14 protein-coding genes are annotated in these 20,057 nt (G+C 57.5%); 4 read left to right on the top strand and 10 right to left on the bottom strand.

Annotation, left to right across the window (positions count from 1 at the left end):
* Positions 1–36: 36 nt before the first annotated feature.
* Entirely contained in the window at positions 37–1,281 is a 1,245-nt protein-coding gene (tyrS, locus tag BLT38_RS18110; protein WP_083346440.1) for a tyrosine--tRNA ligase, read from the bottom strand.
* Between the two features lie 36 nt (positions 1,282–1,317).
* Between tyrS and BLT38_RS18115 the strand changes: the two genes are divergently transcribed.
* Together BLT38_RS18115 and BLT38_RS18120 are read left to right on the top strand one after the other, a co-directional pair.
* Entirely contained in the window at positions 1,318–1,575 is a 258-nt protein-coding gene (locus BLT38_RS18115) for a DUF3253 domain-containing protein (RefSeq protein ID WP_083346441.1), read from the top strand.
* A gap of 65 nt (positions 1,576–1,640) precedes the next feature.
* On the top strand, positions 1,641–1,943 hold the full coding sequence (locus BLT38_RS18120; protein WP_083346442.1) for a hypothetical protein: 303 nt from the start codon (positions 1,641–1,643) through the stop codon (positions 1,941–1,943).
* 349 nt (positions 1,944–2,292) lie between these two features.
* Here BLT38_RS18120 and BLT38_RS18125 read toward each other — a convergent pair whose 3' ends face one another.
* The 7 genes from BLT38_RS18125 to BLT38_RS21060 form a co-directional block, all read right to left on the bottom strand.
* Positions 2,293–3,015 carry a DNA alkylation repair protein gene (locus BLT38_RS18125; RefSeq protein ID WP_083346443.1) on the bottom strand — a complete coding sequence of 241 codons (723 nt, stop codon included), beginning with the start codon at positions 3,013–3,015 and terminating at the stop codon, positions 2,293–2,295.
* 9 nt (positions 3,016–3,024) lie between these two features.
* Positions 3,025–4,332 carry an aminotransferase class V-fold PLP-dependent enzyme gene (locus BLT38_RS18130; protein WP_083346444.1) on the bottom strand — a complete coding sequence of 436 codons (1,308 nt, stop codon included), beginning with the start codon at positions 4,330–4,332 and terminating at the stop codon, positions 3,025–3,027.
* 70 nt (positions 4,333–4,402) lie between these two features.
* Positions 4,403–5,482 carry a Gfo/Idh/MocA family protein gene (locus BLT38_RS18135; RefSeq protein ID WP_083346445.1) on the bottom strand — a complete coding sequence of 360 codons (1,080 nt, stop codon included), beginning with the start codon at positions 5,480–5,482 and terminating at the stop codon, positions 4,403–4,405.
* Between the two features lie 79 nt (positions 5,483–5,561).
* The gene (locus BLT38_RS18140; RefSeq protein ID WP_083346446.1) at positions 5,562–6,503 is read right to left on the bottom strand and encodes a catalase family peroxidase; all 942 of its coding nucleotides are present in this window, start codon (positions 6,501–6,503) and stop codon (positions 5,562–5,564) included.
* Positions 6,504–6,575: 72 nt separating this feature from the next.
* Positions 6,576–6,956 carry a VOC family protein gene (locus tag BLT38_RS18145; protein ID WP_083346447.1) on the bottom strand — a complete coding sequence of 127 codons (381 nt, stop codon included), beginning with the start codon at positions 6,954–6,956 and terminating at the stop codon, positions 6,576–6,578.
* An 8-nt stretch (positions 6,957–6,964) separates the two neighbouring features.
* Positions 6,965–9,298 carry a VWA domain-containing protein gene (locus tag BLT38_RS18150; protein WP_083346448.1) on the bottom strand — a complete coding sequence of 778 codons (2,334 nt, stop codon included), beginning with the start codon at positions 9,296–9,298 and terminating at the stop codon, positions 6,965–6,967.
* Positions 9,298–12,888 (bottom strand): TonB-dependent receptor, encoded by a 3,591-nt coding sequence (locus tag BLT38_RS21060; protein ID WP_172838343.1) that lies wholly within the window; start codon positions 12,886–12,888, stop codon positions 9,298–9,300. Before BLT38_RS21060 ends, BLT38_RS18150 begins: the two co-directional genes overlap by 1 nt.
* 299 nt (positions 12,889–13,187) lie before the next feature.
* Between BLT38_RS21060 and BLT38_RS18160 the strand changes: the two genes are divergently transcribed.
* Positions 13,188–14,501, top strand: coding sequence for an alkaline phosphatase family protein (locus BLT38_RS18160; protein ID WP_231966609.1), 1,314 nt, complete (start codon positions 13,188–13,190; stop codon positions 14,499–14,501).
* A gap of 48 nt (positions 14,502–14,549) precedes the next feature.
* Here BLT38_RS18160 and BLT38_RS18165 read toward each other — a convergent pair whose 3' ends face one another.
* Entirely contained in the window at positions 14,550–15,899 is a 1,350-nt protein-coding gene (locus BLT38_RS18165) for a class I SAM-dependent rRNA methyltransferase (protein WP_083346450.1), read from the bottom strand.
* A gap of 138 nt (positions 15,900–16,037) precedes the next feature.
* Here BLT38_RS18165 and BLT38_RS18170 point away from each other — a divergent pair, with 138 nt between their 5' ends.
* Positions 16,038–17,642, top strand: coding sequence for a VWA domain-containing protein (locus BLT38_RS18170; protein WP_083346451.1), 1,605 nt, complete (start codon positions 16,038–16,040; stop codon positions 17,640–17,642).
* Positions 17,643–17,696: 54 nt separating this feature from the next.
* On the opposite strand, the gene BLT38_RS18175 is transcribed toward BLT38_RS18170, so the two are convergent.
* Entirely contained in the window at positions 17,697–20,000 is a 2,304-nt protein-coding gene (locus BLT38_RS18175) for a GH92 family glycosyl hydrolase (RefSeq protein WP_083346452.1), read from the bottom strand.
* Positions 20,001–20,057 lie beyond the last annotated feature (57 nt).

Here is a 20,057-nt window from a genome sequence, read left to right on the forward strand (position 1 = left end):
CCATCATCGCCGCATGATGACGTTCTGATTGTGTAACTACGAGACGTTAACGATCTTCGTCTTCTTGCCCAGCTTCACCAGCAGTTCAACAGTTCCCGCCGCAATAGCAAGCCGCGCATCGTCCACTGTCACGTTGTCTACCTTCACGGCCTTCTCGGCACGTTTGCGACGCGCCTCACCCATACTCGCGCAGAAGCCTGCAGCCACCATCAACTTGTCTGTGCCAATGGTGTTAGTTGCTTCTTCAAACGCAAGGTCAGCCTTCGCCAGCGACACGCGTTCTGTGTCCTCGCTGGTGCCGCCCTTCTGAAACTGTGTGGACCAGTTCTCTTCCGCACGCAACGCATCTTCTGGTGACGAGAAGCCCGCAGTGATGGTGCGCGCCATGGCCTTCTTCGCATCCATGGGATGCAGAGAACCATCGGCAACCTTCACCTTCATCGTTTCAATCTCGCTGGCCGGAACGTCCGTCAGCAGCGTCCAGTAGCGCCACATCAGATCGTCGCCAACGGTCATCAGCTTGCCGAACATCTCAAACGGCGGCTCATCCACGCCAATGTAGTTGCCCAGTGACTTGCTCATCTTCTGCACGCCATCCAGGCCTTCAATGATGGGCATCATCAGGATGATCTGTGGCTGTTGGCCGAAGTGGCGCTGCAGATCGCGACCACGCATCAGGTTGAATTTCTGATCCGTGCCACCAAGCTCCACATCGCTCTGAAGCGCAACGGAATCGTAGCCCTGCACGATGGGGTAGATCAGTTCGTGCAGCGCAATCGGCTCCTCGTTGTTGAAGCGCTTGTGGAAGTCCTCGCGCTCCAACATCTGGCTCACGGTGAACTGCGCCATCAACCTCACCATCTCAGCGAAGTCAAGCTTGTCCAGCCATTCGGAGTTCCAGCGAATCTCGGTCTTATCGCGATCCAGGATGCGAAAGACCTGATCCTGATATGTCTTCGCGTTGGCTGCAATCTGTTCGCGCGTCAGCGGCTTGCGCGTCTGCGACTTGCCTGTGGGATCGCCGATCAGCGCCGTCGAATCGCCAATGAGGAAGATGACCGTATGGCCAAGCTGTTGAAAGTGGCGCAGCTTACGCATCAGAACGGTGTGGCCCAGGTGAAGATCGGGCGCTGTGGGATCAAACCCGGCCTTAATGCGCATGGGTTTGCCGCTGGCAAGCGAAGCTTCAATGCGCTTCGTCAGTTCGTCCAGCGGGATGATTTCGGCAGCGCCCTTGGTAATAAGGTCAAGCTGCTCATTCAGTGGCGGGAAATTAGCCATAACCATCTAAGTGTAAAAGATGGGAGCCATTTCGCTGTGAAACCGGCTGAAAGCACAATCCGCGCAACCATCGCGAGCCTGCTGAAAGAGCGCGGCCTGGGCAAGACGATCTGCCCCAGCGAAGTGGCACGTGCCATCGCAGGTGACACCCGCCGTGACTGGGAGCCATGGATGCAGCAAGTTCGCGACACGGCCGCTGCCATGGCCGACGAGGGAAGCCTCCAGGTCACGCAGCGCGGTCATGCCGTGAATGCTGCCACTGCAAAAGGCCCCATTCGTTTGCGACTCCGGTAAAAACACCTGCATTTCTGCCGGATTGCGAGTGAACGCGTATAAGCCGTTCCACCTCTAAGGTGGCTATGGCAACTGCGAAGAAATCAGCGAAGCGCGCAACCAAATCCACCAACACGAAAACCGCCGCGAACCGGCGGCACATCAAGGGCGCGGATACGAAGAAGACCCCAGGAAAGAAGTCCGCAGCGAAGAAGGGTGGCAAAAAGACTTCCGCAGCAAACGCATGCTGGCCGGGCTATGAGCCCGTTCCGGGGAAGATGCAGGGAGAGAAGGGGAGCTGTGAGCCGAAGAAGAATCAGACAGCGGCGGAGCGAAAGGGAGACCAGAAGGCCGCAGCAGCGGCTCGCCTAAGCGGCCAGAGAAAGTAAGGTGTCCTGCGAAATCGGCTCTTCGGCGCGGATTTTCTTCGGAACGGCACTGCAAACTACGGGGAAGAAGAGGGGCAGAGCGGCTGCGATACAGCCTGGGGGAGGAGGGGGTTACGCCTGGGACTCTGTGCGGCCGGCAAGGCTGGCAACGACACAAGGAGAGAGAACCATGGCGAAAAAACCGACAGCGACAATCAGATCATGCATTTTTAATACGTCTCACTTCTGTTGGAGAGCGACTGCGGCTCTCTCGACAGATTGAGAATCTCTCCTTTCCGCCGAATGCGATATCCATCGAAAGCTGCTTTGGAAAATCGTTGGTGGAAGACGCGATAACACCCTAGCGGCATTACTGTGGTCCAGCGAGCCAGAGCCTGCGATCCACTGAATCCAGCCGCTCAATCGCATAACGCAAGGCCGTCCGAGGCATCCGGGCGTAGTGCTGCCGCAGAAATGCCATCAGCGCACCATGGTCCACTTTGCCCGCCTCGCGCAGCAGCCATCCCGTAGCTTTGTGGATTAGGTCGTGCCGGTCATCCAGCAGTTTTTCCGCAACCGCAAAAGTGGGCGCAGTCTCCCCTCGTTTCAACGCCGCGAACGTGCTGACCATCGCAATGCGTCTATCCCAGAGGTCTGCTGACTTCGCATAACGCAAAGCAAGGCGGCCCTTCAAGTCGTGTTCGCCAAACAGAGCGCGGGCTGACGTATCCACCAGGTCCCAGTTGTTAACACCAGCGCGATGTTCCACATAGAAGCCATGCAGAGCGGCTCGGTCTTCTTGCGATGCACGGTCATGCTGTGCGATCAGAATCAGCAATGCAATCAAACGATGCTCATGCCATGGCGAAGCCAACAGAATCGCCACATCATGCAATTGCAGACCCGCATAGGCGCGTGCGATCTTTCGCGAATCAGGCACGGTCAAGCCCAGCATCTTGTCGCCTTCCGCATACTCGCCAGTGCCAGTGCGAAAGAACCTCTGCAGAAATCGTGCGCGTTCCGGATCACGCAGGGCATTCACGTCGCGCTTTAACGCGGCAAGTGTGGCCCTGGATTTTGCGGTGGATGGCATCGTGGCATTTCAGGCAAACATTGCATGTTCTTTGTGCAACGCATTCGCCAGCGCATCGCTATCGGCAAAGGTGGTGTACAGGCCCGGCGTCACGCGAATCACAGGACCCTTCGCCACACCCTTCCGCCAAACCGTATGCACGCGATACTTCTCAAACAACATCGTTTGCAGATGCTGCGCCTGTTCGTTCATGTGCATGCCCTTCAAACGAAAACTGGTGATTGCGCAGTAACGGGCAGGATCGTCCGGCACACAGATCTCCACGTTCGGCAGATCAGCCACAGCATGTACCCAGCGGTCGCGCAGACTGCGCAAATGCTTCTCTTTCGCCGCACCACCCACCGCAAAATGAAAATCCGCAGCGGTGGGAATCGACAACAACGCCGCGAAATTCACCGTACCCGCGGGCACACGCGCAGTAATGTCATGCGGCGGAATCTCATGGTTGTCATACGAAATATCAATGTCATCAATGCGCGATTTGCGGATGTACATTGCCCCCGTGCCCAGCGGAGCAGAGGTCCACTTGTGAACGCTCCATCCCGCAAAGTCACAACCCAGATCGGCAATTTGGAAATCAAGGCAAGCCACACCATGCGCAATGTCGCAGATGGTATCCACACCACGCGCGCGCGCCATCGCAACAATCTCTTTCACGGGCGTAACAAGACCAGTCCGGTTCGACACCTGCGTCACCAGCAGCAGCTTTGCATTCGGGGTGCGCTTCAACACATCTTCATACGCGGCAAGAATGTTGGCCGTCGTCGCAGGCTCCGGCATGTCAAACTTCACCACTTGCGCGCCGCGATGATCACCCAGCCAATCCATGCTGGCAATCATCGCGTCGTAGTCCAGATCGCAGTAGATGACGGCATCGCCTGGCTTGATCGCCTTGTAGTTGCAGATCAGCGATTGCAATGCGTCGGAACCGCTGCGTGTAATCGCAATTTCTTCGTGCGACACGCCCACCATCTTCGCAATGGCGTCGCGCGCTTCACGCCCACCCGCTGCAAGGCAAGCACCACCCGGCAACACATTGCGCGCCCAGATGGAGTTGTGGCGATTCACATACGCCGACTGCTCGGCATACACCTGCGCCACTGGACGCGGCATCACGCCCCAATAGCCGTTCTCCAAATTGTGAATGCCCGTCTCCACGTCATAGTGCTTCGGCAGATCGGCAACGGGAATGGAGTTCGGTGTCAGCTTCACGGCAATAGCTGCGGCGGCCTGATCTTCAGCATGCGCCACATTCATCATCGCAACAGGTGCGCAGGCAGCGGCCGACTTCAAAAAGGTACGGCGATCCGGTCTCATCAGGAGTGGAACCTCGAAATGCGTAGCGGTGGCGTTATGCTATCGCACTTCGAGGCCGCTCCATATCAAACTAGGCTTTCTTCGCTGCAGCGTAGATGCGCGCGATGGCTTGCATGTCGCGCAGACCCTCTTCGCCGTTCGGGCCCGGTTCCTTGTTGTCCAGAATGCAGCGCGAGAAGTAATCGCTCTCGACCAAAAACTGATGGGGATCTTTATTCATATCGGGCTGCGGCGCTTCCACCGCTGGCTTCGACCTCAACGACATGTGGATGCCGTCGTATCCATAGCCAAAAATCTCCAGCACGCCTTTGCTGCCGTGCAGCCGCGTGAAGCCTTCCTGACTCGCACCGTACGTCGTGTTGCACGTGGCAATCGCGCCGGAGGGAAACGTCATCACCCAACCGATCGTTTCTTCCACGCCCTTGAAGCGAGGATCAGTGGGGTCAACATAGCTATGCGCGCTAATGTCCTTCGGCTCTTCCTGCAACAGCCAGCGGCACGCGTTCAACGAATAGATGCCGACATCCATCAGCGGCCCACCACCCGCGTACTTCGCGTCGCTGCGCCACTCATTCGGGGCAATGTTGAATCCATTCGCTGCTTCAATGGCCCACACCTTGCCAATCACGCCATCCTGAATCATCTTGCGCGCCTGAATAAAGGTGGGCTCTAATTGGCAGCGATAGCCAATCATCAGTTTGCGATTTGCCTTGTGGCACGCGTCAATCATCGCCCGGCAATCGGCAGGCGTGTTCGCCATCGGCTTCTCGCACAGCACGTGTTTGCCCGCCTGCGCCGCGCGAATGGTGTACTCCGCATGCATGTTGTTCGGCAGGCCGATGTACACGGCGTCAATGTCAGGGTTGTCCTTCATCTGGTCGTACGTTTCGTACGTGTAGATGTTTTTCTGCGGAACGCCATACTCCGCGGCAAACTTCGCAGCCTTATCCGGATGGCCGCTCACCAGTCCGGTGATCTCGCCATACTGTCCCAGCTTGGTACCGGGCATAAAGTGCTGACACGAGATGCGACCCAGCCCCACAGCGGCGTAACGAATCTTCTTCGGAGCCTGGGGAAGCATGGTTGCAGGAAGGGATGTGGCCGCAGAAGCAGCGGCGGCAAGACGAACGAAATCACGACGATTCAGCACGGCGGCACCTCTCAGCAAAGAACCATAGCAGGGTTCGATGGCTGAGAGGATGCGCGTGATTTTCTGACAGCAAGAAAACTTAAGCGGAACGCCGTCTTCTGCCGCTTACCAGGTAGATAGCGGCACGAAGTTCCAACAAAGGATCAGCCGAAGCCTCAATGCCATCCACGCGTGGAATGGGATCAAAGATGATGGTCTTCTGCTCGGCCGCATCATCCGGCACCACTGCGTTGATCTCAAGGGTGCCCAGCGTCAACACTTCGCGCTCCGCAGGCCAATGGATCGTCGCATCGTCAACCACATCACCCTGCTCTGCAAGCTGCACCGCCAGCGTGAACTTGGCAGGTTTCGCCGCAACGCGCGCATGAATCTCATCCATCAGGAAGTTCGCATCCTTCGCAGCAGCTTGTTCAGCGGTCAGGAAGTCATTGCCTTCTTCCGGCACAATGCGATAACGACCAAACCTCGAAGCACCATCCGCATTGATGAACTCCATCGCCGTAACCCCAAAGTAGCTTTCGCGAGCAAAGCTGCTGGGCGCAGGCTTCGGAATCTGTACAAACGCAAGCGCCGCAGGATGCGAACCCAGAAACGCCTCCAGCGGTGATCCCGCAAAGTTCGCCGGATCAGTCGCCTTCACCGCTTTCAGGAAATCAAGAAACTCATACCCGTCACGCGCAGGAAACGCGTCCACAGAGTGCGACACAATATCCGTGTGCTTGTGCTCACCCAGCACAAAACGTACTGCCATGCCGCGCGGATCAGCATTCGCATCGTTATCTGGCAACATGGGTACACCTGTCGAGTTTGAGAAACGAACCCGCACCGGCGTCGATGGCTGATTGAAATGCGGCGCACGCGATAGCTTCGCAGCTTCTGCGGAAGGCGTGAACACACCCGCCATCAATGCGCCCTTGGCATGAGCGGCGCGGAAACCAGGATGAACGCCAAAGATCGCATCGAACTGCGCCAGCAGATCGTTCGCAAGGGCAACAACGCGTTCATCATTCGGCAAGGGCATGTGTGTCTTCTCCAATGTGTTGAGTTCAAGACACTTTCGCACGTCTCAGCTATCGTGTCGACCTGTGCACGATCAATAGTGAGGCGGCGGCTCGGGATCACGGATGGGCTCCGGATCATCCTTCACCGCATGCGGATCCTGGCCAATGTTGTAGATCAGGCCGAAAGGATCACGCATATACAAACGCGGAATCGAAGGATCATCCGCCTTCACAGTGCATCCGCGATCCAACAAATCACGTCGCGCTTCTGCAACGTCATCCACCAGAAACTCCAGCACAGGGCCCAGCGATCCAGCACGATCCAGATACAGCGAGAACGCGCCCGCATCCAGCCCCACCATATCCGGTGTGTTCATGAACACGCGCAGACCCAGCACATCCCGATAGAAGGCCGTGGCCTCTTCAAGATGTGGGGTCTGCAATAGAACGTCTTTTGTAGCGCGTGCCTGCATCCTGCTTCTTAGTTTCCCGCAGGAGCCCCAGAAGTGGAAGTGGGTGCTGCAGGAGTTGCTGGATTTGCAGGTGCGGCAGTCGGTATTGGTGCAACAACCTTCACTGCCAGCCGTGGGAAGGTAAACGTTCCAGCAGTGTCGTCCACCACATTCACCTGGCAGATGTACGTGCCCGGCTTCAGTGTTTCCAACGGCACATCAAAGCTGAAGCCCACCGCACCGCGTTCCGGTTCATTCAGTGTCTCTGCGGCCACCAGCGGAGTTTCAAACACCTTCGCGCCGTTCTGTAGGAATTCGATCGACGTCAGCACATGGATGCCGCCGGACGTAGGCCGTGCCTTCATGCCACTCTGCTTCGCATTCGCTTCGGTTGCAGCCTGTTGTTGCGCCACAGCAGCAGCCTTCGCCGGATCATACAACTCATACAGCAAATACAGGTGCGCATCCTGACGGAATACATGCGGCACATTCGGCACAAACAACTGCCCATCCTGCACCAGCGGATTCACCGGTGCCTGCATCCCCGGAGGCATCGGCCCAGGGTGTCGCGGTTGTTGCGCTGCAGGTGTGCGTTGCGAACTCAACACCACACTTGAAAGTTTGATCGGCTGCTTGCGTTGATCGGGCACCACAAGGTCCGTTTCAAACGAGCCCATGTTGCCCGTTTCATTCTCACGCGCTACAAACTTCACATGATAGTGCCCCGGTGCCAGCGTGAAACCAGTGCTGTATTGAATGTTGCGACGCGCCGCTCCAAGAGTGCCATCCACGGAGAGTTTGATCGTCTCGCGTGCATTGCCCACGGCGATGCCCTGCGCATTCTTCACCTGGCCAACAATGTCCAGAGTCGCCTTGTCCTGATCCTTCGTGCGCGTAAAGGGGATCTGCGAACCCGGCACAATCAACGACATCGGAATGTAGTACTCATTCGGCGAAACCCGGAAGTAGAAAGCCTCCAGATACATCGAGATGTCTACTGCGGGCAGATCGCTCTTCAACTGTTCGTTCAGAGCGTATTCGCGATCCTCAGTCTTCTGATGTTTGAAGTCAGCAGGAGCGTAATAGCCAGGACGATACTCCAGCTTCGCATCCGGATGGTTATTTAACTTAACCGTCAGATGGCGGAACGCGCCATCGCGTCGCTGGTCCGTGGAACGGAATCCAAGGATGTAATACGCCTCAGTATCGTGCTGAATCTGCGCGAATGCAGGAGCAAAATCATTCGAGTCTGAGAAGAACTTGCCGCCTGTATCTGACGCCAGCGTGCCCAGCGTCTCCTGCGATGCGAAGTTCGAATCCAATCGCGATTGCATCGCACGTCCGCTATACGCAGAGGTGCCGCGCAATGATCCGGTAGACGCATCTCCCAACGGCGACAACGCTTCCAGACCACGCGAATCCACGCTGTAGATGGCCATGTTCGCCTTCACCGCTTCATTGGTGGCTGCGCGCATGCTGGCTTGGTTCTCAATGCCCTGCCGCGTCAATCCACCACTGAAATACAGCATGCTCTTATGCTGTTCCAGCTTCTCCAGACTCTTCGCAATCGTCTGAATCGCGTAGAGCTGGCGGTCGGTATTCAGGTTGTTGTACTCGGTGTCATCTGCGGTGAATCCCGTACCGTCTTCACTGGTCACGTCGGTATCTGCAGTAGCGCCGTTTGCAAAGCCCGCGCCCTCATTGGTGCCGTTGAACTTGCTTACCGTACGCAGCAACTGGTCCTTGTCCGCGGTGAAATCATGATCCAGCGAAAGCGATGTGCTCAGACTGGCGACTGCCACCAGATCGGCGGGCGCCATCTTCTTGTTGATGTAATCCTTCGCAGCATCCACTGCGCGATCAATGTCTTCATCCTGCATGCTCGACAGATCGAAGAACATCACAATTAAACGATGATCGCGCAACTGCTTCTGATCCGCCCCCATACTGCGATCCAGAATCTGCGCAATCGTCGGTGCTTTGCCGCTCACCGTGGCTTCGTTCAACCGCGCAGCCTGATCCACAGTCTGATAGTCGAACGAAGAAATCTTCTGCGCCTTATTGTTTTCAAGAATGGTGAAGTCGGAAGCCTTCAAATCCTTGATCACCACGCCTGTCTTCTTGTCGCGCACCACCACATTGGTGAGCACCATGTTCGAATCCACACGCAGCGTAAAGCTCTGCGACGTACTGTCGCCCACCTGTTGAATGCTGGTTCCTGTGGACGCAGGCTGGCCTGGAAGCGGCGCTGGGGCTTGCTGCACGGGCGTGTTCAACTGCACCGGCGGTTGTTGTTGCTGTTGCGCAAGTGCAACACTGGCGCACAACGAAAGGCATGCGAGCGAACGGAGCGTGTGGGCCATTAGAACCGATACCTCGCATCAAAAGTAAGTTTGCGTGGCGCTGCCACAGCCGTAATCTGCCCAAAGGTCGATGAGTTCAACACTGAATTCACACCGCTGTACTGCACCGTGTTGAACACGTTCGATGCCGTGATACGGCCCTCAAAATTACGCAGCTCGCCAAGAGGAATGCTCTTCGAGAGCGACATGTTTACCGATACCGTTCCCGGTAGTTCAATGCTGTTCCGCGATGCCGTACCGAAGACCACGGAAGAAGACGGCGTGGTGAATGCCTTGGTGTTGAACCAACTGCGCAGCGTTCCTGCACCTGCAATCGACTGCGAAAAATCGCGATCCGGACGCAGCGTGAAGTTATTACCCGCAGCAGCCTGTGCCACCGTGTTCTGATACTGCGGCGTGGTGTAAGTGCCGGTGGCAAAGGTAAACGTGCCACTGAAACCAAAGTTATCCAGCGCCTTCGACAGCTTGCCACCCTGGTTCAGAAACGCGCGATTCGGTCCAAAGGGCAGTTCGTACAGGAAGTTCCCCGTCACCTTATGCCGCACATCAAAGCTGCTGTTGCCATACTCCAGGTCAATGCGCTGGTCATTCTGCACAATCGTGTTGTTGCCCACACCGCCAATCGAACTAGCATCGTCAATCGAATGGCCATACTGATACGTGGCTTGCAGCGACACACCCTTCTGCAACCGCTTGCGTGCATTCACGCTCAACGAATGGAAGCGCGAATCACCAATGGAATCCTCATACACAATCGACTGCGCGTTACCAATCACTGATGTTGCAGTGCGGTTCGGCGAGCGACGCAGATCCAGGCTGCTGCCCAGCGATCCGTTGTAGCCAACATTCGTCACAATACCCATTGGGAACGTGTGTTGAATGTCCATGTTGAACACCTGCACGCGGCCCAGGCGATAGTTCTTATTCACTGCAAACGTGTTCTGCAGAATCGAAGACGATGTGCAGTTGAAGCCGTTCGCCAGCGTGAACAAGCTACCAGTAGCGGAACCAGCAGTGGTGATGTTGCCGCAACCCTGATCCGTGCTGCCCACCTTAGCGGTGTTGTTCTGCGATACAGCAAACGGCTGCTGATACGATAGCGAATTCGCGAAGTTCGCATACTGACCCACATTGAAGTTCAAGCCGTAACCCGCACGCACCACCGTGCTCTTGAGATACTTCGGACTCCATGCCACACCAATGCGCGGCGACCACAACGCACGATCCGGATTAATCAAGGAGCGAGGAAACGCGCCCGTAAATGTGCCGGAGCCACCCGCCACCACACGCGCATACTGCGTGAAGTCAGCATTGTGATCAAGGTTTACAAGGCGGTTGTTCTCCTCGATATACGGCGAGAAGTACTCGTAGCGCAGGCCGTAGTTCAGCGTGACATCGCGGCGTACACGATAGTCATCCTGCACATATCCATCGAAGATCCACTCACGCAGATAAATCTTGTTGCTGCCCGCCTGAATGGCCGTGGTCTGCGGCGCACCCAACAGAAAATCTGCAAAGGCTGAACCGCTGGTAGTCCCTGTAGCGTTCGCCCCTGAAGGCGACTGCGTTGCATATCCCGTGAACGAATACGAACCCAAACCGTTGCTGCCCGCAATCATGTCCAGATGCTGGCGACGTCCATCGAATCCAAAGCGGAAGTTGTGTTTGCCATGCCGCCAACTCACCACATCGCTCAGCGTGAACACTTCCTGCAAACGATCGGAAGGCTGCGTATCAGAGATACCAGTGAAGTTAGTAAACGAAAGTCCGGGCACACCGTAATACAAACTCTGTTGCGCTGTGATGGGTTTCGGAATCGTGAGGCCAGCCACACCTGCGGGATCAACTGTTCCGTTGCTGAAATTGTTGCTCGTGATGCCCCGGCTACGATTCCATCCCAGCGTCAGGCTGTTGCTCAGGCGGCCGTAGCTCAACTGGTATCCCGTGCTCAGGCTGTAGCCATTGCTCACGGTCTTGCCATCCAGCGCGGCCATCAACCCACGCGCATCGCTTGCACTGTGCGAGTAAGCAAAGTTCGCGCTCAAATTCTGGCGCAACACCGCAGGACCCTGCTGACGTTGATTGCCACCACCGCCTCCACGAGCTCCACCACCGCCGCGACCACCAAAGCCACCGCCTTGTCCCGCACTGGAACCAAGCTGCCGCGTAAACCGGGCTGAAATTTGCGAGCTGTTATTTCCAATCGTCGCAATGCGTTGGTAGTTGTAGTTTTCGTTTGTGCTGGTGGTTCCGTTGGTCGTCGTGTTCGGTGTGGGAATGTACTGCAGCAACGCCTGCGCCTGCGCACTCAGCGGCGTCGTGATGATGTTGCAGCTTGCATTGCTATACGTGGAGCAGTTGCCATACGTCGTGCCGGTGTACGGGTTGTAGAGAATGACGGGCGTCGTTACACCACTCACTGTCTGCGTCAACCCATTGAAATCACCATTGCGCTGCAGCAGTGTAGGCACCGTGCCATAGATATTGGTCGGCGTTGAAACACGCTGACCAGTCCAGTTCAAAAACAGATTCTGCTTCGTGCTCGGCTTGAACAATCCCGGAATATATGGCGACCCATTCAGCGCCACACCATACCGATTGCTGCTGTACGCAGGCTTCACCGGATTACCAGTAATGGAAAACTGCGTAGCGTCCAGCGCAGCATTGCCAGCGGTGTAATACACGTTGCCATGAATAGCCGTGGGGTTGAAGTTGCGGAACCCACCGCGCCCAAATCCGCCACCGCCACCAAATCCACCGGGACCACCAAACCCGCCGCCGAAGCCACCAGGACCGCCACCTCCAGGTCCACCGCCAAATCCACCTGGCCCACCAAATCCGCCGGGGCCGCCCTGCATCATGCCGCCCACCATGCCCACAATGGCATTGGCAATCTCAGTTTGCCCACCGCCATTGCGTTGCGCATTTGCGATGGCATCCTGAATGCGGTTACGCATCTCGTCTTCGTTAAATCCGGCAAGTCCATTGATCTGGCCGCCCTGACCACTCACTGCAACCGAGTCCGCACCCGTTGCGTCCGCGCCACCAATCGAAGTCAATGTGGGAGCAGCCTCGCCCCCTGTAGACGCATCTTCCGTATCCGCGGCGCCAGCCTGCGCGCCGCGCAATGACTGCAATCCGCGAGTCAACGTCTGCGCCGTCACTCCTGCCACGGCTGTTGTTCCACTTTCCTGCGCGGTACGTGCGGCAACGCGTGAAGCCAGTTCCAACTCCAGCGCAGCTTTGCCTTCGTGCTGTGTGGCGTTCAACACAACTTCCGCCGTGGCCGCTGCAAAAGCAGCAAACTCCGCACGAATCACATAGCGTCCATTGCGCGGAATCGTCATGCGGAAACTGCCGGTAATGTCCGTCGCAGTGGAGTACTTCTTACCCGTAAGTGTGTTCGTGGCGGTAATGGTCACGCCCGGCAGCGGTGTTCCTGCGGCCTTCTTGCCGTTATTGTCCGCAGCAGTAGCAGCTGTTACGGTGCCGGTGATTGTGCCGCCCTGCACTTCTTGTGGAGCAGTTGCAGCCTGTGGCGGCGCATCTGCAGCGGGTGCAGGTGGAGCGGCTGTTTGCGCCTGCAACATGGCCGCTCCAAGAAACGGGGCGGTCAGGGAAAGACGCTGCCATGGACGGCAAATACGCACTAAGAACCCTCGCAGAAATCCGCGAACGGATAAGTAATAATCTGCTCCTAAAGACGCGATGTTGAAAGAAAATGTTTCGTAAGAAATTAGTTAGGAAGGTTAATCGTATTCGATCGGTGATTGAGTCGTTTCAGCATCATGCGCAATAAGCAGCACTGCGCATTGGCCGTTGCTTCACACGCAAGCCACCAACCTGTGTTGCAATAGTCCGCGAAACAAAATCGCGGAGGCAACGCGTCGTGAAACAACTTCTTGCAACACTTCTGCTGGCGGCAACTCCGCTCGCAGCAGTTCGTCCCACACCGGCACAGGAACGCAAGCCGATGGTGGTGGTCATCAGCCTCGACGCATTCGGCGCGTCACTCCTGCACGATCCCGTGCTCCCCGTACCCACTCTGCACAGCCTGATGCAGTCAGGCGCATGGGCCACCAGCATGCAGCCCGTGAATCCCACCGTCACCTGGCCCAATCACACCGCCATGGTCACCGGCGTAACGCCCGCAAAGCACGGACTCATCGCCAACGGCCTCATCCACGGCCAGCGCACTGGCGGCCCCATCGGTGTGGAGTTCCACGCGGACAAATCAAAGCTGGTGCACGTACCCACCGTCTATGACGAAGCCAAAGCCAAGGGCCTCGTCACAGCAGAGATGGATTGGGTCGCCGTAGAAAATGCAGGCATCGATTACAGCTTCTTTGAACAGCCTGTGGAATCCAGCAAGCTGATCCAGGAGATGATTGCCTCCGGCGACCTGAAGCCCGAAGAGCTGAAGAACTTCAATCACGGCCCATCGCAACCCTACCGCGATCGGCTCTACACACGCGGTGCAATCTATGCCATCAAGCACCATCATCCCAGCCTGACGCTGCTGCACCTGCTCACGTTAGACGGCACGGAACACGCATACGGTTACAAGACACAGGCAGGCGATAACGGCGTAGCTTTCCTCGACGATCAGGTGAAGGAAGTCATCAACGCCGTGCGCGAAGCAGGCGATCTTGACCGCACCACCTTCCTCATCGTCAGCGATCACGGCCAGTCCAGCGTGCATCACAGCGTTGACCCCAACGCCGTGCTGAAGAACGCAGGCATTCAACCCAGCGAAGCAGCCGCACTCGCTGAAGGTGGCGCCACCTACATCTATGAAACGCATGCCAACGCAGCGTTAACTGAGAAGATCAAAGCCGCCTTCGCTGCTAGCCCCGCAACAGACACCATTCCTTCCGAGAGTGAAATGGTTGCGCAGGGATGGCCGCGTCCTGCCAACAACGACACCGCACCTGACGTCATCGTCTACGCGAAAGAGGACTGGAAGTTCGGTGGCGTAAGACCGAACGCACCGAACCCGGAACCGCAGACCGGCGCACACGGCTATCCCAACACGCGTCCGCTCATGCAGGAAATCTTCATCGCCAGCGGCGCGGCCATCAAGCCACACGCAGGGGAACAACCATCATTCCCCAACCTTGACGTGGCCGCGACCATCGCAAAGATTCTCGGTCTCTCCTACAGCAACATGGATGGCAAACCGCTCACCAACATCCTGAAGTAAGCGTGAAAGCGGGCGTCGCAAATCAACGACGCCCGCCTTCACAACACATCAATCCACGCGCAGAATCAGGCACTTCAGATAAGCCGTCTCCGGCAGCGTCAGCACCTCCGGATGATCCGGTGCCGCACCGAGCGTCTCCATCAACCGCACATGGCGTCCCGCATCCGCAGCAGCTTCCGCCACCGTGGCGATGAACATCTCGCGGCTCACATGGTGCGAACACGAACACGTCACCAGCACACCACCCGGCTTTAGCATCCGCATCGCGCGCAGATTCAGCTCCTTGTAGCCACGCATCGCGCCCTCGGCTGCACGCTTGGTCTTCGCAAACGCAGGCGGATCCAGAACAATCGTGTCGAACTGCCGCTTCTCCGAGTCATAGGCGCGAAGCAGTTCAAAGGCATCGGCTTCAATCCACTCCACCTCGGCAGCAATCGCATCACGATTCTGCTCCAGGTTCTCTTCCGCGGTCTCCAGCGAACTCCGGCTCTGGTCCACACCCGTAACCTTCGCCGCCACACGCGCCAGATGCAGTGCAAACCCACCCTGATAGGTGCAGATGTCCAGTGCCTCACCGTTGCCGCTGCCATGCGCTTCGGCGTGTGCGGCTGCTGCTGCGGCATAGTTCAATCGCTGATCCAGAAATGCGCCCGTCTTCTGACCGGCATTCGCGTCGTAGTGCAGGTGAAGCCCGTTCAACGTGAACAGCGTCTTCGGCGGCCCACTCACGCCTTCACGTACAAAGAGCGGCTCCGCAGACGGCGCAGGAAGGTTCTCCAACTCACGAATGCGCGGATCGGCCCGCTCCACCACTTGGTTCACACCGTCCACGGCAAGCTCGCGCGCCAGCACCGCGCGCACATCGTCCTGTGCCGTGCCCTGCGTCAGCAACTGCAAAACCACCAGGTTGCCGTAACGATCCGCAACAATACCCGGCAAATCATCAGCCTCTGAGAAGATCAGCCGCGCCGAATCCGTGCTGCCATCTGCCAGCATCTTCTGCCGCAGTGCCAGCGCCGTGCGCACACGCACCGCCATATCTTCTAGATACTCGCCGCGTCCCACGCGCGGTTCCGCGGAAACCTTGCGCAACGCAATCTGCGAAGCCTCGGAATACAGCGCCGACCCCAACGGAATCCGACGGCTATCCATCAGCGTCACCAACCCGCCCGGCACCATCGTGGTGGCTCCCAAAGCCGGAATCAGCGACTCCACATCGCTCCGATACGCCCACAGGTGTCCCGCACGCAGGCGATCCGCAGCCCTCCGCGACAGAATCGCTGCCGGCCCAGCCTCATCTGCTTCAAGCAATTGGGGTTCGGTGGCGACAGGGCGGCTGCCACCGGAAAACTTCTTGCGTGCGCCGGTATCGCGCCGTTCTTTGCGTTTTACAGTCATCCTTCCCATCCTCGCACGGTTGCGCCGTCCGTCAATTTGGTCCAAAGGAACAGATTCTGGGTGATTACCGCGACTTCCATCCCCATATCAGGTCTGATCAAGTTACGGCTCCGGACGCTTCCGGGCTAAGGCGGTCTGATGAAGCGAAGTCTCGCACCGACGGTAGCCGCATCCATACTGATGCTGTTCTTCACCGCAATGGCACCATCGCAGGTAGCTCCGCCCACGCCGCAGCAAGCGCCAACCCCCTCCGCCTCCACCGGAACGGAGCCCCAGCGTTCAGCCGACGGCAGTTACACCCTGCGCCGCAGCGCCCGCCTGGTAGTTCTGGATGTGGTCGTCACAGACCGCAACGACAAGGTCATCACCGGCCTCCCCAAATCCGCCTTCCACGTAACCGAACTCGATCAACCGCAGACGCTGCTGAACTTTGAAGAAGCTGGTGCGCACGCCGTCCCCACCACCGCATCCATCCACTCCACCTCCGAGCTGGATCACGTCGCACCGCAGGCGCCGGTAAACATCCTTCTCCTCGACGAATTCAACACCCGCTTTGAGGACATGGCATTCGCCCGTTACTCACTGAAAAAGATCCTGCAGAAACAGCCTGACAAACTCACCACCCCCACCATGCTGATCGCCGTCAGCCTCAACAACTTCACCGTCTTGCAGGACTACACGCAGGACAAACAGGCGCTGCTCAACGCTCTCGATCACCACTTCGTCGCCTACCCGTGGCAGGTGCATAACGGCGGTTGGGTCGCCGAACGTTTCGCCACCGCCTTCGGCACGCTCACACGCGTAGCAGAAGCTGTCATCGGCCATCCCGGCCACAAAAACATGATCTGGATTGGCCGTGGCTTTCCCGCATACAACTTCGTCAACGGCCCCGTGGACACAGAGAACCGAGTCAACAACGCAGTGCAGCAGTGCGTAAACGAACTGCGCGACGCACGCATCACGCTCTACACCGTGGACCCCGCCGGCCTGAAAGTAGAACCTGGTGGCGGCTACGGCCCTGACGCAGCTTTCAACGACCCCTTCGGCGGCAACTATCAGTTCACCAAGCTCGCAGTAGCAACCGGTGGTCGCAGCTTCTACGGCCGCAACGATGTCGATACCGTCATCGGCGACGGCATCCGCGACGGCGGCAGCTTTTACTCACTTGCTTATCGACCCACCACCACTGCAACCGACCCCAAGAAATTCCGCCGCATCAAGGTCACGCTCGACGACCCCAACATGAAAGCCATCACCCGCGAAGGCTATTACGTTGAGCTACCACCAGCGCGTGTGAATCCTGAAAACCCATCACGCCGCCTCGCGTTTGAAGTGCTCTCCGCAGACACCAGCAACATGGTCTACGACGGCGTGCCCATCACCCTCACTCCCGACCCGCAGAACGCCGACGCCTTCAACATCTTCATCGACGGCAACGGACTCATCTGGTCCAACGCCACCGACACAGATCCACGCCGCGCAGAAGTCGTCGTGGTCGCATCCACCTTCGACAAGAAGAACAAAGAACTGAAGCGCATCTCACGCATCATCCGCGTAGCCGCTCAGGACGTTCCACCCGTAGGCCAGATCCACCACAACATGAGCCTGCACTTCATCCTCGATCACGATCCCAAAGCCGTCCGCGCACGCTTCGTCATCCGCGTCTCAGCAACAGGCCGCATCGGCACCGCCGACGCAAAGCTGAACCAGCCTTCACAGGCACAAACCAAAACTGCAAATTAACAACAAACAAAAACGCGGCCCGCATCAGCGAGCCGCGTTCCATCCGTTGCTTCTCTAAATCTCCTGCGAAGGCGGAATCGCCTTCACATCCGTACCCAGCGATTCATTCGGCGTAGCACTCATCACAAACGTAAGCGTGCCACCATTCGCAATATCGCTATGCCGGAACCACGCCTTGTCCTGCACCGTTCCATTCAGGCGGAACTCCTTCACATAGCAGTCAGCGGCATTCGCACGCTGCACTTCAATCTTCAACACGCGGCCCCTGCCCATATCCAGCGTCGCGCCCGTCGTCACCGGCGAACCCAACACATAAATACCGCTCACCGGATCCACCGGATAGAAACCAAGCGCACTCAGGAAGTACCAGGCCGACATCTGGCCCACGTCCTCATTGCCCTGCATGCCATCCGGCTCTGCCTTGTACATCGTGTCAATCAGGCTGCGCACACGGCTCTGTGTCTTGTGCGGAGCACCCGCATACACATACAGATACGCAATGTGATGCGACGGCTCATTGCCATGCGCATACTGCCCCACCATGCCCGCAATATCCGGCGGCGCATAAGACGGCAGCGTGCTCGGCTGATTAAACAACGCATCCAGCTTCGTCACAAACGGCGCATTGCCACCAATCATCTTGATCATGCCGCCCGGATCACACTGCACCGTAAACGTCGTCTGCCACGCATTGCTCTCCGTGTAGTCCCACCACTTCTCCCAGTGCCGCATTTCAATCGGATCAAACGGCGTGGTCCACTCACCATTCGAAAGCTTCGGACGCAGGAAGCCCACACTCGCATCCCAGTTGTTCAGATATCCCTTTGACATCTTCAACCGCTCATCGCGTTCCGCCGTCATGCCCAACCGCGAAGCAATGTTCGCCATCGCCCAGTCGTCATAGCAGAACTCCACATGCTTCGACACCGATTCGCCTTCAAGATCAGCCGGGATATATCCATGCTCCTTGTGCCACGTCATGCCCTGCACATCATCCGCACGGCCCTTCTGCAACATCGCATACGCACGCTTGTAGTCAGCCGTGAAGCCCTTCTTCTGCGCCTCTGCAATGACAGAAGAACAATGAAAGCCCGTCATGCACTCCGTCTCACGACCCCACAGTGGCCACACCGGCGCACCCGCAGGACTCTCCTCACCCATGCGGATCAGCGTATTCACAAACTGCGGCACACGCTCCGGCTCAATAATCGTGTACGCCGGATGCGCACCACGGAACGTATCCCACAGCGAGAACGTGGTGTAGTTACGCTCGCCCGCCGGCAGCGTCTTCACGGTGTTATCCATCGCCCGATAGCGGCCATCCACATCGTCAAACAGCACCGGCCCCAGGCTCATGTGATACAGCGACGTGTAAAAGATCGTGCGATGCGTCTCGTCAATGAACGAAGCACGCACCTTGCCCAACTGCCTACGCCAAGCCGCCGCCGCCATCATGCGCGTGCCATCAAAGTCGAAGCCTTTGACCTCAGCGGCAATATTCTTCGCAGCACCCGCAGTATCCACCGCGCTGATGCCCGTTTTTACAACGATCGTTTCGTTCGCCTTCGTATCGAAGTACAGAACAGCCTTCAGGTTCACACCCTCAGCCTTCTTGCCACTCACAGGCTGATCGTCTGAAAAGATCTCCACCTTCTTCGGCTTCTTCGAAAACTGCATGGAGAAGTAAGCATGACGCCCGTTGCCCCATCCATTCGTCACATGCCCACCCTGCAACGTATCGCCCGCAAGCTCCACCTCGCTGCTCACAACGGTGGTGCCCCGCTTCGTCAGGTGCGCATGGTGCAGATCAACAATCAGGTAAGCCTCATCACTCTTCGGAAACGTGTAACGATGCACACCCACACGCTCCGTCGCTGTCAGCTCCGCCTTGATCTTGTACGTGTCCAGCATCACCGAGTAGTAGCCCGGCGTCGTCACCTCGGTGCTGTGCGTAAAGCGCGAACGATATCCCTCTTCCGGATTCTTCCGGTCGCCCGGCACCAGCTTCGCTTTGCCCGTACCCGCCATCACCAGAAAGTCCAGCAGATCGCCCACGCCCGTACCGCTCAAATGCGTATGGCTGAAGCCCATAATGCTGTCGTCAGTAATGTGGTATCCGCTGCTCCAGTCCCATCCATCGTTGTACGTATCCGGCGAAAGCTGCACCGCACCAAACGGCATGCTCGCACCCGGATAGCAGTGCCCATGCCCACCCGTACCAATGCGCGGGTCCACCCACTGCAACACATCATCCTTGGCAACAGCCTTTTGCGAAAGCGCCATCATCGAGCGCGATTCCATATGAGCAAGCGTGGCGGCAACAGCAGCGGATTCCAGAAATCTACGACGAGTAATCATGTGACATCTCCAACTGCCGTTCATCCTACCAAGGCAACAGTACAGCTGAAAAAACAA

It is taken from the genome of Terriglobus roseus (assembly GCF_900102185.1).
Taxonomy (GTDB): Bacteria; Acidobacteriota; Terriglobia; order Terriglobales; family Acidobacteriaceae; genus Terriglobus; species Terriglobus roseus_A.

Bases quoted from the DNA above. Each gene is read 5' to 3' on its own strand.
- BLT38_RS18130 (WP_083346444.1), bottom strand. From the start codon at position 4,332: ATGAGACCGGATCGCCGTACCTTTTTGAAGTCGGCCGCTGCCTGCGCA.
- tyrS (WP_083346440.1), bottom strand. From the start codon at position 1,281: ATGGCTAATTTCCCGCCACTGAATGAGCAGCTTGACCTTATTACCAAG.
- BLT38_RS18140 (WP_083346446.1), bottom strand. From the start codon at position 6,503: ATGCCCTTGCCGAATGATGAACGCGTTGTTGCCCTTGCGAACGATCTG.
- BLT38_RS18125 (WP_083346443.1), bottom strand. From the start codon at position 3,015: ATGCCATCCACCGCAAAATCCAGGGCCACACTTGCCGCGTTAAAGCGC.
- BLT38_RS18165 (WP_083346450.1), bottom strand. From the start codon at position 15,899: ATGACTGTAAAACGCAAAGAACGGCGCGATACCGGCGCACGCAAGAAG.
- BLT38_RS18150 (WP_083346448.1), bottom strand. From the start codon at position 9,298: ATGGCCCACACGCTCCGTTCGCTCGCATGCCTTTCGTTGTGCGCCAGT.
- BLT38_RS21060 (WP_172838343.1), bottom strand. From the start codon at position 12,888: ATGTTGCAGGCGCAAACAGCCGCTCCACCTGCACCCGCTGCAGATGCG.
- BLT38_RS18175 (WP_083346452.1), bottom strand. From the start codon at position 20,000: ATGATTACTCGTCGTAGATTTCTGGAATCCGCTGCTGTTGCCGCCACG.
- BLT38_RS18145 (WP_083346447.1), bottom strand. From the start codon at position 6,956: ATGCAGGCACGCGCTACAAAAGACGTTCTATTGCAGACCCCACATCTT.
- BLT38_RS18120 (WP_083346442.1), top strand. From the start codon at position 1,641: ATGGCAACTGCGAAGAAATCAGCGAAGCGCGCAACCAAATCCACCAAC.
- BLT38_RS18170 (WP_083346451.1), top strand. From the start codon at position 16,038: ATGAAGCGAAGTCTCGCACCGACGGTAGCCGCATCCATACTGATGCTG.